Raw genomic sequence first — 12,670 nt, forward strand, 5'->3', positions numbered from 1 at the left:
CTGATGCTCGATCTACTTCGACAGCCGCATTTCCGCCGCCCGCGCGTGGCCCTGCAAGCCCTCGCCGTAAGCCAGTTCCGCCGCGATCTTGCCGAGTACCTGCGCACCGGCTTCGCTCACCTCGATGATGCTGGAGCGCTTCTGGAAGTCGTACACGCCGAGCGGCGATGAGAAGCGCGCCGTGCCACTTGTGGGCAGCACGTGGTTCGGACCGGCGCAGTAGTCGCCCAGGCTTTCGCTGGTGTAGGCACCGAGAAAAATCGCGCCGGCGTGCTTGAGCAGCGGCTCCCACTTGTGCGGCTCGCGGCTCGATACTTCGAGGTGTTCGGGCGCGATGCGGTTGCTGATCGCGCAGGCCTCGTGCATGTCGCGCGTGAGGATCAATGCGCCACGGCCATTCAGGCTCCTGGCGATGATGTCCCGGCGCGGCATCTCGGGAAGCAAGCGGTCGATCTCGCGTTGCACGGCGTCGATGTAGGCCGCGTCCGGGCTCAGCAGAATCGATTGCGCAAGTTCGTCGTGCTCGGCCTGGCTGAACAAATCCATCGCAACCCATTCGGGCGGTGTCGTGCCGTCGGCGAGCACCAGAATCTCCGAGGGCCCGGCGATCATGTCGATGCCCACCATGCCGAACACGCGCTTCTTGGCGCTGGCCACATAGGCGTTGCCGGGGCCTGTTATCTTGTCCACCTTGGGAATGGTCGCCGTGCCGTAGGCGAGCGCGGCCACCGCCTGCGCGCCGCCAACGGTGAACGCGCGATGCACGCCCGCCACATGGGCCGCAGCCAGCACCAGCGCGTTCTTTTCGCCGCGCGGCGTGGGCACGACCATGATGATGTCCTCGACACCCGCAACCTGCGCGGGGATGGCGTTCATCAGCACGCTTGATGGGTAAGCCGCCTTGCCACCGGGCACGTAGATGCCGACGCGGTCGAGCGGCGTCACCTTCTGGCCGAGCAGCGTGCCGTCCTCGTCGCGGTAGCTCCAGCTTTCGCCGTTGGCCTTCTTCTGCGCCTCGTGGTAGCTGCGAACGCGCCTTGCCGCGGCCTCGAGCGCGTGCTTTTGCGCATCGTTCAGACCTTCGAACGCGGCCTTGAGTTCATCCTTGCGGAGTTCGAGCGCCGACACGCTTTGCGCATCCAGACCATCAAAGCGGGCCGTGTATTCGAGCACGGCTGCATCGCCGCGCTGCTGCACATCGGCGAGGATGTCGGCCACGCGTTGCTCGATCTGCGCGTCGGTGTCAGCCGACCAGTGCAGCCGCGCAGCGAAGTCGGCTTCGAAGGTCTTCGAAGCAGTGGACAGACGCAGTGGAGCAGCTTGCAAAGTCATGGTGGCTCGGCTTTCGGGCAAGAAAAAAGAGTGTGATCAGTCCTGGCGAATCGCGGAGGCGAACGCGTCGATGATGTGGCGCAGCGGCGCCTGCTTGAGCTTGAGCGCGGCCTGGTTAACGACGAGGTGTGAACTGATGTCCATGATGCGTTCGACCTCGACCAGGTGATTCGCCTTGAGCGTATTGCCGGTGGAGACCAGATCGACGATCGCGTCGGCCATGCCGGTGAGCGGCGCAAGCTCCATGCTGCCGTAGAGCTTGATCAGGTCGACGTGCACGCCCTTGGACGCAAAGAAGTCGCGCGCGATGAGCGTGTACTTGGTCGCCACCTTCAGGCGCGAGCCCTGCGTGACGGCGTGGGCGTAGTCGAAATCGCTGCGCACGGCGACGCTCACGCGGCACTTGGCGATGTTGAGATCGAGCGGCCTGAAAAGTCCCTGTCCGCCATGCTCGATCAACGTGTCCTTGCCGGTCACGCCGAGATCGGCACCACCGTATTGCACATAGGTGGGAACGTCGGTGGCGCGCACCATCACCACGCGCACGCTTGGCTGATTCGTGGGCAGAATCAGCTTGCGTGAGGTTTCCGGATCTTCCAGCACCTCGATGCCGGCAGCGGCCAGCAGCGGCATGGTTTCATCAAAAATGCGGCCCTTGGAGAGCGCCAGAGTAATCATCGTCATTGAATTCTTTCCACGTCGGCTCCGAGGTCGCGGAGTCCGTCTTCCATGCAATCGTAGCCGCGCACTGCGAGGCCACCGCGAATCAATCGCAGGATCGAAAGATTTTCTCAGGCCTGCGCGTCACCCTGCACCGCCCATTCGGCGGGCGTGAAGGTCTTCATCGACAGCGCGTGCACTTCGTCGGTCTTCATGCGGTCACCAAGCGTCGCGTAGACACGCTGGTGGCGCTGGATCAGGCGCTTGCCGTCAAATTCGGCGGACACGATGGTTGCGTACCAATGGCGACCATCGCCCTCGAGGGTGATGTGCTCGCAAGGCAGGCCGGCGCTGATGAGGTCCTTGAGTTGGTCTGCTGTCATGGTGGGATGGGAAGGTGATGAAAATGAATGCCGCTGCGGCCATGCCGGGCCGCAGCGAATCGGCGAATCAATGGCGGATCTTGTAGCCGATGCGCAGCAGGTGGATGGCCAGCGCGCTGATCAGCAGCCATGCAGATCCGACGATGGCCAGACTCGTCCACGGCGACACGTCGCTCTGTCCGAAGAAGCCGTAGCGAAACCCGTCGATCATGTAGAAGAACGGGTTCAGGTGGCTCACGCCCTGCCAGAAGCCCGGCAGCGAATGGATCGAGTAGAACACGCCGGAAAGAAAGGTCAGCGGCATGATCAGAAAGTTCTGGAACGCAGCCATCTGGTCGAACTTGTCCGCCCACAGGCCTGCGATCAGGCCGAGCGTGCCCATGAGGGCAGCGCCCAGCAGTGCAAAGACGATGATCCACAGCGGTGCAGAAAAATCGGGCACCGAAAAGAACAGCGTGATGGCGAAAACGCCGACACCGACCAGCAAACCACGCAGCACGGCCGCACCGACGTAGGCGCTGAACCAGGCCCAGTGCGACAGCGGCGTGAGCAGCACAAACACCAGCGAACCCATGATCTTGCTCTGCACCAGGCTCGACGAGCTGTTGGCGAAGGCGTTCTGCAGGATGCTCATCATCACGAGGCCCGGAATGATGAACGCGGTATAGCTGATGCGGTCATAGACCATCACGCGACCTTCGAGCACGTGGCCGAAGACCAGCAGATAGAGCACGGCGGTGAGCACCGGCGCGCCGACGGTCTGAAAGGCGACTTTCCAGAAACGCAGCACTTCCTTCTTGAGCAGGGTTTTCCAGCCGTTCATGCCCCACCTCCCTGCTGCTCGTTCATCACATGGATGAAGACGTCTTCAAGATCGGCGCGGCGGATTTCCACATCCTCGGGCATCACGCCGCCCTCGCGCAACGCCGCGAGCAATTGCTCGACATCGCCCGCATCCTGCGCGGGGATCTGCACGATGCGACCGGTGACCCGGGCGCGCACTTCAACGGCGGCGGGCAGCGCTCCGTCGGTCTTGAATTGCAGCACATTGGAGGTCGCGGTCTTGAGCAGATCGGACATGCTGGAGAGCTTGACGACGTTGCCATGCTTGAGCATCGCCACGCGATTGCACAGCGCCTCGGCCTCTTCCAGATAATGCGTCGTCAGCAGGACCGTGTGGCCCTCGCGGTTCAGGCGGGCGACGAAATGCCAGAGGGTCTGGCGCAACTCCACGTCAACGCCCGCGGTCGGCTCATCCAGCACGATGATCGGCGGCTTGTGCACCAGCGCCTGTGCGACCAGCACACGGCGCTTCATGCCACCCGAAAGCTGGCGCATGTTGCTGCTGGCCTTGTCGGCAAGCCCGAGACTCTCGAGCAACTCGTCGATCCAGGCATCGTTGTTCTTGACGCCGAAGTAGCCGGACTGAATGCGCAGCGTCTCGCGCACATTGAAAAACGGATCGAACACCAGTTCCTGCGGCACCACGCCAAGGCTGCGGCGCGCTGCGGCAAAGTCGCCCTGCACGTCGTGGCCGAGCACCTTGACGGAGCCTCCGGTCGCCTTGGCGAGCCCAGCGAGAATGCTGATGAGCGTGGTCTTGCCCGCGCCGTTGGGGCCGAGCAACCCGAAGAATTCGCCTTCACCGATGTCCAGGCTGACGTCGTTCAGCGCCTGGAATGGGCCCTTGGGGTTTGGAAGGTCTTGGAGACGGACTGAAAGGATACGGCTGGCATGTAGCCTACGATTCTAATTCGGGAGGGCAGATCGCTGCCGGGCAAGGTCTTGAAGCGCTCCTCGCGAATCGCCGGGGTGCCGCAGCAGGCGCGACGACCACCCCGCCGCGCTCATTCCGAAGCCAGCAGTTCCTGCACGCCGTACAGGCCCGCCAGACTGGCAAGGGATGCAGGCAGTGCCTTGACGGCAAAGGTCTTGCCGAATTCGAGCGCGGTGCGGCGGCATTCGAGCAGCACCGCAAGCGCGGAAGAATCAAACACCTTGAGCGCACCGGCATCGACCACCAGATGCTGTTCCTTGTGCGCCTTCATGGCATGCATCAGCATGCGCAGACTGGCCGTCGCCTGGGCGTTGGTCAGTTCGGGCGGAAGCACCAGCATGCTCGGAGCGGTGGCAGCATTCATGGTGATCGGCTTCCTGCGGTCTGCTTCTTACTTGGTGTTGCCCGCAGCGTTGGCCTTGTTGCGGGCCACGAGCGATTCGATCAGGCCGTCAATGCCCTTGGCGTTGACTTCCTGGCCGAACTGCGTGCGGTAGGTGTCCACGATCCAGACGCCGAGCACGTTCAGGTTGTAGATCTTCCAGCCGCTGCCGTCCTTCTCGAGCCGGTAGTCGACCTGCACGGGATCGCCCTTGCCGCGCACTTCGGTGCGCACCAGCACGTCCTTGTCGCCAGCGGCGGCGCGCATCGGCTTGACGTCCACGGTCTGGTTGGTCACCTGGCTCAGGGCACCCGAGTAGGTGCGCACCAACAGGACCTTGAACTCATCCTGCAGACGCTTTTGCTGCTCGGGCGTGGCCTTGCGCCAGCCCGGGCCAACGGCGGCGGCGGTCATGCGGCGGAAATTCACATGCGGCATCAGCAGGCGATCCACGAGCACCATGATCTTGTCCACGTCGCCCGACTTGATCGAGGCGTCGTTGCGAATGGTCTCGAGCACCTCGTTGGACAGGCGCTTGATCATCGCATCAGGTGCCTCCTCGGCGGCCATCGAGGCCACCGGCAACGACATCAGGACCAGCGATGCCACGGCGGCGGCGGATTGGGAAAAAAGACGTCGATTCATCATCTTGGAGGTTCCTTGTGAATTCACATACAGGCTTGAATGTATGTGATTGGCAACATGCGCGTTATTGTCAGCACGCCGCCCGTGTTTCTTGCGTCCCGGACGTACCGGTTTGAAAGCAATTGCAACCCGCGCCGCAATCGCTCCGATGTTGATCCGGGCAAGTGATCAATAGTCGTCGGACAGCTTGCCCGCATCCTCATTCTCTACCTGCCCCTTCTTGGGCGCGATGCGCTGGCTGCGCACCTGCAGGTAGACGTCACGCGTGAACGAATAGGGATCGAGCGCGGCAGCATCCAGCACCTCGCCCGCATTCAGCAGCGATTCGCGCTTTTCCACATAGCGCAGGCCGTACAGTGAATTGCGCACCGGAATGTCGTTGATGTGGCCGACCAGATCGCCAGCATACCAATCCACAGGCAGCGCCGCGGTATCGCGAATCGTCGAGGGGCCCAAGAACGGCAACACCAGATACGGACCAGTCTGCACGCCCCAGTGGCCCAGCGTCAGGCCAAAGTCCTGCTTGTGGCGCTGCACACGCATTTCGCTCGCTATGTCGAGCAGCCCGCCGAGGCCGAACACGGTGTTGACGTTGAAGCGCACCATGCTGTCGAGCGCATCGGCGCCGCGACCTTGCAGCAGGTTGTTCACGAACGACCACGCATCGCCGAGATTGGCGAAGAAGTTGCTCACGCCCGTGCGCACCGGCTTGGGAGTGACTTGCTGATAGGCCGTCGCCACGGGCTTGAGCACCGCGCGGTCCAGCCCGTCGTTGAACGAGTAGATGTTGCGGTTGAAGGACTCATACGGATCGTCAGGATGCGGCTGGCCCGAGATACGGGTGGAGCTTGCGCAACCGGCGAGCAGCGCCATCGCAAGCGCAGCCATGCCGATGCTCAGCAGGCGTTTCGAATGGGTGGTTTTTGAATTAGTCATTTTTTACCGCCAGACCCGCTGGTGCTTCCACCTTCTTCGGCCTTGTTGTAGAGAAATTGTCCAATCAGGTTTTCCAGCACCACAGCAGACTGCGTCGCCGTGATTGTGTCACCTTCCGCCAGATTGGCATCGTCGGCTCCCGCCTCTATTCCGATGTATTGGTCACCCAGGAGGCCGCTCGTGAGAATCTTCAACGAGCTGTCCTTGGGAAACTTGTACTGCTTGTCCAGCTCCAGATGCACATTGGCCTGGAAGGTCTGGTCGTTGAAGGAAATACCCTTGACGCGCCCCACCACCACACCGGCGCTGCGCACTGCGGCCTGGGGCTTCAGGCCACCGATGTTGTCGAAACGTGCGGTCACGGCATAGCCCGGCTTCCAGTTCAGGCTCAGCAGGTTGGCGGATTGCAGGGCAAGGAACACGAGTGCGGCCGCGCCCAACAGCACGAACAGGCCGACCCAGACATCATTCTTGGATTGCTGCATGGTTTGCTACTTTCTCAAATACTGAACATCAGCGCGGTGAGCAGGAAGTCCAGCCCCAGCACCGAAAGCGACGCGATCACCACCGTGCGCGTCGTGGCGCGCGAAACGCCCTCTGGCGTGGGCTTGGCCACGTAGCCTTGCAGCACCGCCACGAAGGTCACGGCAACGCCGAAGACGAAGCTTTTGACCACGCCGTTGCCCACGTCCTTCCAGACATCGACGCTGCTTTGCATCGCGCCCCAGAACGCACCGGAATCCACGCCGAGCATGATCACGCCGACGACCCACCCGCCGATCACGCCGACGGCGTTGAACACCGCCGCGAGCAGCGGCATGGCAATCACGCCGCCCCAGAAGCGCGGCACGAGAATGCGGCGCACGGGATCGACCGCCATCATTTCCATGGCCGAGAGTTGCTCGCCCGCGCGCATCAACCCGATCTCGGCCGTGAGCGATGTTCCCGCGCGCCCCGCGAACAACAGCGCCGTCACCACCGGGCCCAGCTCGCGCACCAGCCCGAGCGTGACCACCAGACCGAGCGCATTGGTCGAGCCATACAGTTGCAGGATGTTGTAGCCCTGCAGCGCCAGCACGAAACCGACGAACAAGCCCGACATGGCGATGATCGACAGCGAGTAGTTGCCCAGAAAATGCACCTGGTCGCGCACCAGACCGGGCCGCCTGAAGACCTCGCCGCCAAGCTGCAACATGCGCCAGAACAGACGCGCACCCTGGCCGAGATCGACCAGCTTGCTGCGGACAGCAAAACCTATGTCGGAAGGACGCCACCAGCTCATGACCTGCCTCCCGATACGCCGCCCACCGGACCGAAATCATCTGCCACGGCAGGCCCCGGATAGTGAAACGGCACCGGCCCCGTCGGCAGCGCATTGACGAACTGGTGCACCAGCGGATCGCTGCTGTTGCGTACCTCGTCGGGCGTGCCCTGCGCGGCAATGGTGCCCGCGCCCAGAATGATCACGTGATCGGCCAGACGGAAGGTTTCCTCAAGATCGTGCGACACGATGATCGTCGTGAGGCCCATGGAATCATTGAGCTGGCGGATCAGTTGCGCGGCCGTTCCCAGCGAGATCGGATCGAGACCGGCAAACGGCTCGTCGTACATGATGAGTTCGGGATCCAGCGCAATCGCACGCGCCAGCGCCACGCGCCGCGCCATGCCGCCGGAAATCTCGCTCGGCATGAGGTCACGCGCCCCGCGCAGGCCCACGGCGTTGAGCTTCATGAGCACGATGTCGCGGATCAGTTCCTCGGAGAGATCGGTGTGCTCGCGCAGCGGAAACGCCACGTTCTCGAACACGCTCATGTCCGTGAACAACGCGCCGAACTGGAACAGCATGCCCATGCGGCGGCGAGCGGCGTACAGCGCCTTCATGTCCATCGCGCCGACGTTCTTGCCGTCGAACAACACCTCGCCACCCTGCGCCATCTGCTGGCCGCCAATCAAGCGCAGCACGGTGGTCTTGCCGCCGCCCGACGCACCCATCAGCGCAGTCACCTTGCCGCGCGGCACGCTCAGGCTGACGTCGCTCAGGATCGCACGTTCGCCGTATCCAAAATGGACGTTGCGGAACTCGACGAGCGGATCGGTGACGAGGGAAGCGGTTTCAGGCATGGATAAAAGCAATCGAGTGCCCGCACCGAACAGTGACGAGCAACCCCGCATCATAGGGGGAAAGGCCTTCGCCCTTGCGACACACGGGCATGAACGAACTGTTTCCCAAACGGCGCTTGACTATACTTGTGCGTTCTGTACCAAGCAGGCGGCAGCGCGCGGCCTGCAAGTTGCATGGACTCTTCCTGAAGTGAGTCCCCGCATTTCCGGACACGTGCAGCACTGCAACAGACTGCAGCAATCGCTTTTTTCATTGCGCCGTGATGTCGCAATGCAACATTTTCCGAGGCCATCTTCCCGCATTGTGGAAGGGATGGCCGTTTTATCGCCTCCACTTGTAAGGAAAGGGCCCCGAGTTCAATGAAGAACCACGTCCAGAACGCCATCCTCCCCGCAATCAACTCCCCGGCCGCACGCAAGGCGAGCGGTCTGCATCTGATTGGAGACCTGTACGGCTGTCTTTGCGACTCTCGCCTGATGCTGGATGCCGAATTTCTGGAGTCCTTCTGCAAGGAACGCGTTGCCTCGGCTGCTCTCACATCGGTGGGCAGCCTCTTTCACAGTTTTGGCGAAGGCGGCGGCGTGACCGGCGTGGTGGTGCTGGCCGAATCGCATCTGTCCATCCACACCTGGCCCGAGTCGGGCTATGTCACGCTGGACGTCTACGTCTGCAACCACACGAGCAACAACCGTCCGAAGGCGCAACAGCTGTTCGACGACCTGATGGCTGCCTTCAATCCGAACGACCCGCACCTGCACAGCGTCGAGCGCGCCTGACATGGGAGCGTTTGAACTGAAGCAGGCCGCGACACAGTCCTATGCGGCCGAGCGCCTGAACCCGGACTTCGGCTTCTACCTGAAGAACAGCCGCCTGCTCGTGAGTCGGCAGTCGGCGTGGCAGCACATCGAGATCTTCGAGAACGAGCAGTTTGGCCGCGTCATGCGCATCGACGACTGTTTCATGACCTCGGAGCGCGACGAATTCTTTTACCACGAGCCCATGGTGCACCTGCCGGCGATTGCGCACCAAGGGGTGCGCCGCGCGCTCGTGGTGGGCGGCGGCGATGGCGGCGCGGTGGAGGAACTGTTGAAGCTGCCGGACATCGAGCGCGTCGTGCTTGCCGAACTGGATGCCGAAGTTCTCTGCGTCGCGCGCGAGTGGCTTGCGCAAATCCATCGGGGCGCGCTCGACGATCCACGGGTGGAAATCCGCATCGGCGACGCGCGCGATTTCATCGGGCAGACGGATGAATCATTCGACCAGATCGTGCTCGATCTCACCGATCCGTTCGGCCCCGCGACCGATCTCTACACGGTCGAGTTCTATGAGGCCTGCCGCCGCGCGCTCGCGCCCGAAGGCGTGATGTCGCTGCATCTCGGCTCGCCGATCCATCTGCCGCAAAGCCTCAAGCGCATCGCGGCATCGGTGCGACAGGTGTTTCCGGTGTTTCGTCCGTATCTGCAATACGTGCCGCTCTATGGCACGCTGTGGTGCATGGCGATGGCATCGGAATCCACCGATCCGGCGCACGTCAGCATAGAGGAAGTGGATGCGCGCATCGCATCGCGCGGCATCGGGTCGCTGCAGCTCTACAACGGCGCCGTGCACCATGCGCTGCTGGCCCAGCCGAACTTCGTGCGCGAGTTGCTGGCCGAGCCCGCGATGCCGCTGCGGCGTGGCGAGACGCTCGGCGAGGTGCGCAATCCCGCGGATCTGCCGACCGTCGTGATCCAGTCGGCATAGCCCGGGACGCTGCGTTTACAGCATGTGGTGAAGAAAGGCCTTGGCGCGCTCGTGGCGCGGATCGGCAAAGAACTCCTGCGCGGGGCGTGATTCGATCAGTTCGCCCTGGTCCATGAACACCACGGTGTTTGCCACTTCACGCGCAAAGCCCATTTCGTGCGTGACGACCAGCATCGTCATGCGCTCGTCGGCCAGCTCGCGCATGGTGCGCAGCACTTCGCCCGTCAACTCGGGATCGAGCGCCGACGTCGGCTCGTCAAACAGCATGATGTCGGGCTCCATCGCCAGCGCGCGCGCAATCGCCACGCGCTGCTTCTGCCCGCCCGACAGGCGCGACGGATAGTTGTCGCGCTTGGCCGAGAGGCCCACCTTGGCGAGCAGCCTTTCGGTGCGCGCAATCGCCTCGGCGCGCGAGATCTTCTGCACGATCATCGGCGCTTCGATGATGTTCTCAAGCACGGTCAGATGCGGAAACAGATTGAAGTGCTGGAACACCATGCCCATCTTGCGGCAGATGGCGCGCACCTCACCCTCGGGCGCATAGCTGCGCTTGCCGCTGGCGTCGGTGGTCACCAGTGTCTTGCCCTCGACCTCGATCGTGCCGCTGTCGATGGTCTCCAGATGATTGAGGCAGCGCAGAAACGTGCTCTTGCCCGAACCCGAGGGGCCGATCACGGCGACCACCTCGCCCTTGGCAAGTTCGAGCGACACGCCGCGCAGCACCTGGGTCGCGCCGAACGCCTTCGTGATGTCGCGCGCGTCGATCATCGCCGTGCGGGGCGTGTTCGCGTTCGCGTCATTCGTCATATTTGGCATAGCGTTTTTCCAGGCGCTGGAAGCCCCATGTGAGCACCAGCGTCATGATCAGGTAGAAGGCCGCGGCCACGATGAATGGTGTGGTCGTGAAGTCGCGCTGCACGAATCCGCGCGCGGCGCGCAGCAGGTCATTGAGTGCGAGCACGTAGATCAGCGAGGTGTCCTTGACGAGCGTGATCGTCTCGTTGCTCATCGGCGGCAGAATGCTGCGCACCATCTGCGGCAGCACGATGCGGCGCATGGTCTGCGGATAGCTCATGCCGAGCACCTTCGCGGCCTCGTATTGACCGCGATCGACCGACAGAATGCCCGCGCGGAAAATCTCCGCGAAATAGGCCGCGTAGTTCAGCGCAAAGGCCACCACGGCGGCCGGAAAGTCCGGCAGGCGCACGCCGATCACCGGAACGAACGGCAGCGCGAAATAGATGAACAGCATCTGCAGCATCAGCGGCGTGCCGCGCATGAGCCAGATGTAGCCGTTGACAAGCGCCGAGAGCGGCTTGAAGTGCGACACGCGCGCGAGCGCCAGCACCAGTCCGAGCGGAACGGCCAGCAACAGCGTGATTGCGAACAGCTTCAGCGTGACGGTTGCGCCCTGCGCAAGTGGTCCGAGAAGGGAGAGAACGTAGTCCATACGGAAAGCTTGAGAGCCCCGAAGACGCCGGGACGATGGGCCCCGAAACGCCTGCGACGCGCGCTGCGCATCGTTTTGTGCAAGAACACCGCAGTGGCCCACCGGGCCGCTGCGGCGTCACGAAGAAGGCTCAGCGAAAGGCTGGCCGATGGCTGGTCGATTACTTGACGATGTCCTTGCCGAACCACTTGGTCGCGATCTTGGCCGCGGTGCCGTCGGCCTTCATGTCGGTCATGGCCTTGTTGAGTTTTTCGAGCAGGGCCGTGTCGTCCTTGCGAACGCCGACGCCATAGTCTTCGGTGCCGAAGTTCTCGTCGAGAACGCGGTACTCATCAGGCTTCTTGGCGACGTAGTAGCGGCCCACGACTTCATCCACCACCACGGCTTCCAGGCGGCCAGCGGACAAGTCCATCAGCGCGGTCACGTTGTCGCCGAAGGTCTTGAATTCCTTGAACGACTTGAACACCGCGTCGTCCTTCTTCACGGCGTCCACGGCAGACGAGCCTTCCTGAGCGCCCACGACCTTGCCGGACATGTCGGCCTTGTTGTTGATTGCCGACTTGGCGGCCACCACGATGATCTGGTGGTTTTCCATGTAGGGAGCGGTGAAGCCGATCTTTTCCTTGCGCTCGTCGGTGATGGTCAGGCCGTTCCACAGCGCATCGACGCGCTTGCCCGAGAGCTCGGCTTCCTTGGCGCTCCAGTCGATGGGCTTGAACTCGGCCTCTACGCCCATGCGCTTGGCGGCTTCGCGAGCCATGTCGATATCGAAGCCGACGATCTCGTTCTTCTCGTCGCGAAAGCCCATTGGGGGGAAATTGTCATCGAGTCCCACTACGATCTTGGTGACCGCCGCCGGAGTCGGCGCAGGTGCGGCCGAGGGCGCAGGAGTTTCGTTTTTGCTGCATCCAACCAGAGCGGCACCCAAAGCGAGAAGCGCGACAGCGGCAATCTTTTTCATGGTCTTGATGAAAAGTTAAAAGAAAAAAAGAGAAGACCCGGCCCGCAGGCAATTGCCCGCCTTCATGGAACCCGGTCACAAGAAAATAACCCTCTATTTTCGCCCAGCTTGAGCACAAGAGTCATGAGTCGCACCAATTGCACGGGCCATTTATTACAAGGCCGAAGCCCACCGTCTGAAACAACCCATGAATAGGTGATTTTCTGCTACCTAAAAAATAGCAATCACAAGAATACATCAACCCGCTCAGGCCCTGACCGCGCGCAACATCCTTGGTTG

Annotated in this window: 15 protein-coding genes and 1 pseudogene; 2 read left to right on the forward strand and 14 right to left on the reverse strand. The window is 62.4% G+C overall.

The window, feature by feature from the left end:
- Positions 1-12: 12 nt before the first annotated feature.
- The 11 genes and pseudogenes from hisD to H9K75_RS07485 all read right to left on the reverse strand — a co-directional run bounded on the left by hisD (position 13) and on the right by H9K75_RS07485 (position 8,236).
- Positions 13-1,332: a histidinol dehydrogenase gene (gene hisD / locus H9K75_RS07435; protein ID WP_187725287.1), complete on the reverse strand. Its 1,320-nt coding sequence runs from the start codon at positions 1,330-1,332 to the stop codon at positions 13-15.
- A 36-nt stretch (positions 1,333-1,368) separates the two neighbouring features.
- Positions 1,369-2,010: an ATP phosphoribosyltransferase gene (gene hisG, locus H9K75_RS07440; protein WP_404826435.1), complete on the reverse strand. Its 642-nt coding sequence runs from the start codon at positions 2,008-2,010 to the stop codon at positions 1,369-1,371.
- Between the two features lie 113 nt (positions 2,011-2,123).
- Positions 2,124-2,375 carry a BolA family protein gene (locus tag H9K75_RS07445; RefSeq protein WP_187725289.1) on the reverse strand — a complete coding sequence of 84 codons (252 nt, stop codon included), beginning with the start codon at positions 2,373-2,375 and terminating at the stop codon, positions 2,124-2,126.
- Between the two features lie 67 nt (positions 2,376-2,442).
- Positions 2,443-3,198, reverse strand: a complete 756-nt coding sequence (locus tag H9K75_RS07450) for an ABC transporter permease (RefSeq protein ID WP_187725290.1) — start codon at positions 3,196-3,198, stop codon at positions 2,443-2,445.
- Positions 3,195-4,111, reverse strand: a pseudogene (locus H9K75_RS07455) (ABC transporter ATP-binding protein). Before H9K75_RS07455 ends, H9K75_RS07450 begins: the two are co-directional and overlap by 4 nt.
- A gap of 111 nt (positions 4,112-4,222) precedes the next feature.
- The gene (locus H9K75_RS07460) at positions 4,223-4,492 is read right to left on the reverse strand and encodes an STAS domain-containing protein (protein WP_187725953.1); all 270 of its coding nucleotides are present in this window, start codon (positions 4,490-4,492) and stop codon (positions 4,223-4,225) included.
- Positions 4,493-4,543: 51 nt separating this feature from the next.
- Entirely contained in the window at positions 4,544-5,182 is a 639-nt protein-coding gene (locus H9K75_RS07465; protein WP_187725291.1) for an MlaC/ttg2D family ABC transporter substrate-binding protein, read from the reverse strand.
- 165 nt (positions 5,183-5,347) lie between these two features.
- The gene (locus H9K75_RS07470; RefSeq protein WP_187725292.1) at positions 5,348-6,115 is read right to left on the reverse strand and encodes an MlaA family lipoprotein; all 768 of its coding nucleotides are present in this window, start codon (positions 6,113-6,115) and stop codon (positions 5,348-5,350) included.
- Positions 6,112-6,600: an outer membrane lipid asymmetry maintenance protein MlaD gene (mlaD, locus tag H9K75_RS07475; protein ID WP_187725293.1), complete on the reverse strand. Its 489-nt coding sequence runs from the start codon at positions 6,598-6,600 to the stop codon at positions 6,112-6,114. The genes H9K75_RS07470 and mlaD overlap by 4 nt, the downstream gene beginning before the upstream one ends.
- A 14-nt stretch (positions 6,601-6,614) precedes the next feature.
- Positions 6,615-7,397, reverse strand: coding sequence for a lipid asymmetry maintenance ABC transporter permease subunit MlaE (mlaE, locus tag H9K75_RS07480; protein ID WP_187725294.1), 783 nt, complete (start codon positions 7,395-7,397; stop codon positions 6,615-6,617).
- Positions 7,394-8,236 carry an ABC transporter ATP-binding protein gene (locus tag H9K75_RS07485; protein WP_187725295.1) on the reverse strand — a complete coding sequence of 281 codons (843 nt, stop codon included), beginning with the start codon at positions 8,234-8,236 and terminating at the stop codon, positions 7,394-7,396. The genes mlaE and H9K75_RS07485 overlap by 4 nt, the downstream gene beginning before the upstream one ends.
- 360 nt (positions 8,237-8,596) lie before the next feature.
- Here H9K75_RS07485 and speD point away from each other — a divergent pair, with 360 nt between their 5' ends.
- Both speD and speE read left to right on the forward strand, forming a co-directional pair.
- Entirely contained in the window at positions 8,597-9,013 is a 417-nt protein-coding gene (gene speD, locus H9K75_RS07490; protein ID WP_187725296.1) for an adenosylmethionine decarboxylase, read from the forward strand.
- Position 9,014: 1 nt separating this feature from the next.
- The gene (gene speE, locus H9K75_RS07495; RefSeq protein WP_187725297.1) at positions 9,015-9,980 is read left to right on the forward strand and encodes a polyamine aminopropyltransferase; all 966 of its coding nucleotides are present in this window, start codon (positions 9,015-9,017) and stop codon (positions 9,978-9,980) included.
- 15 nt (positions 9,981-9,995) lie between these two features.
- Here the strand turns inward: speE and H9K75_RS07500 are convergent, their stop codons facing one another.
- The 3 genes from H9K75_RS07500 to H9K75_RS07510 form a co-directional block, all read right to left on the reverse strand.
- On the reverse strand, positions 9,996-10,796 hold the full coding sequence (locus H9K75_RS07500; protein ID WP_319016890.1) for an amino acid ABC transporter ATP-binding protein: 801 nt from the start codon (positions 10,794-10,796) through the stop codon (positions 9,996-9,998).
- A complete protein-coding gene (locus tag H9K75_RS07505) occupies positions 10,777-11,430 on the reverse strand; it encodes an amino acid ABC transporter permease (protein WP_187725298.1) in 654 nt (217 codons plus the stop codon). The genes H9K75_RS07500 and H9K75_RS07505 overlap by 20 nt, the downstream gene beginning before the upstream one ends.
- A gap of 160 nt (positions 11,431-11,590) precedes the next feature.
- Complete coding sequence (locus H9K75_RS07510) at positions 11,591-12,391, reverse strand: amino acid ABC transporter substrate-binding protein (protein ID WP_187725299.1); 801 nt, start codon at positions 12,389-12,391, stop codon at positions 11,591-11,593.
- Between the last annotated feature and the right edge of the window lie 279 nt (positions 12,392-12,670).

Source organism: Diaphorobacter aerolatus, from assembly GCF_014489535.1.
GTDB lineage: Bacteria > Pseudomonadota > Gammaproteobacteria > Burkholderiales > Burkholderiaceae_C > Diaphorobacter_A > Diaphorobacter_A aerolatus.

What these genes read in the sequence shown, in the direction of transcription:
- hisG (WP_404826435.1), bottom strand. Translation starts at nt 2,010, where the DNA reads ATGATTACTCTGGCGCTCTCCAAGGGCCGCATTTTTGATGAAACCATG.
- H9K75_RS07445 (WP_187725289.1), bottom strand. Translation starts at nt 2,375, where the DNA reads ATGACAGCAGACCAACTCAAGGACCTCATCAGCGCCGGCCTGCCTTGC.
- H9K75_RS07470 (WP_187725292.1), bottom strand. Translation starts at nt 6,115, where the DNA reads ATGACTAATTCAAAAACCACCCATTCGAAACGCCTGCTGAGCATCGGC.
- mlaD (WP_187725293.1), bottom strand. Translation starts at nt 6,600, where the DNA reads ATGCAGCAATCCAAGAATGATGTCTGGGTCGGCCTGTTCGTGCTGTTG.
- H9K75_RS07465 (WP_187725291.1), bottom strand. Translation starts at nt 5,182, where the DNA reads ATGATGAATCGACGTCTTTTTTCCCAATCCGCCGCCGCCGTGGCATCG.
- H9K75_RS07505 (WP_187725298.1), bottom strand. Translation starts at nt 11,430, where the DNA reads ATGGACTACGTTCTCTCCCTTCTCGGACCACTTGCGCAGGGCGCAACC.
- H9K75_RS07460 (WP_187725953.1), bottom strand. Translation starts at nt 4,492, where the DNA reads ATGCTGGTGCTTCCGCCCGAACTGACCAACGCCCAGGCGACGGCCAGT.
- speE (WP_187725297.1), top strand. Translation starts at nt 9,015, where the DNA reads ATGGGAGCGTTTGAACTGAAGCAGGCCGCGACACAGTCCTATGCGGCC.
- H9K75_RS07485 (WP_187725295.1), bottom strand. Translation starts at nt 8,236, where the DNA reads ATGCCTGAAACCGCTTCCCTCGTCACCGATCCGCTCGTCGAGTTCCGC.
- mlaE (WP_187725294.1), bottom strand. Translation starts at nt 7,397, where the DNA reads ATGAGCTGGTGGCGTCCTTCCGACATAGGTTTTGCTGTCCGCAGCAAG.
- hisD (WP_187725287.1), bottom strand. Translation starts at nt 1,332, where the DNA reads ATGACTTTGCAAGCTGCTCCACTGCGTCTGTCCACTGCTTCGAAGACC.
- H9K75_RS07500 (WP_319016890.1), bottom strand. Translation starts at nt 10,796, where the DNA reads ATGCCAAATATGACGAATGACGCGAACGCGAACACGCCCCGCACGGCG.
- H9K75_RS07450 (WP_187725290.1), bottom strand. Translation starts at nt 3,198, where the DNA reads ATGAACGGCTGGAAAACCCTGCTCAAGAAGGAAGTGCTGCGTTTCTGG.
- speD (WP_187725296.1), top strand. Translation starts at nt 8,597, where the DNA reads ATGAAGAACCACGTCCAGAACGCCATCCTCCCCGCAATCAACTCCCCG.
- H9K75_RS07510 (WP_187725299.1), bottom strand. Translation starts at nt 12,391, where the DNA reads ATGAAAAAGATTGCCGCTGTCGCGCTTCTCGCTTTGGGTGCCGCTCTG.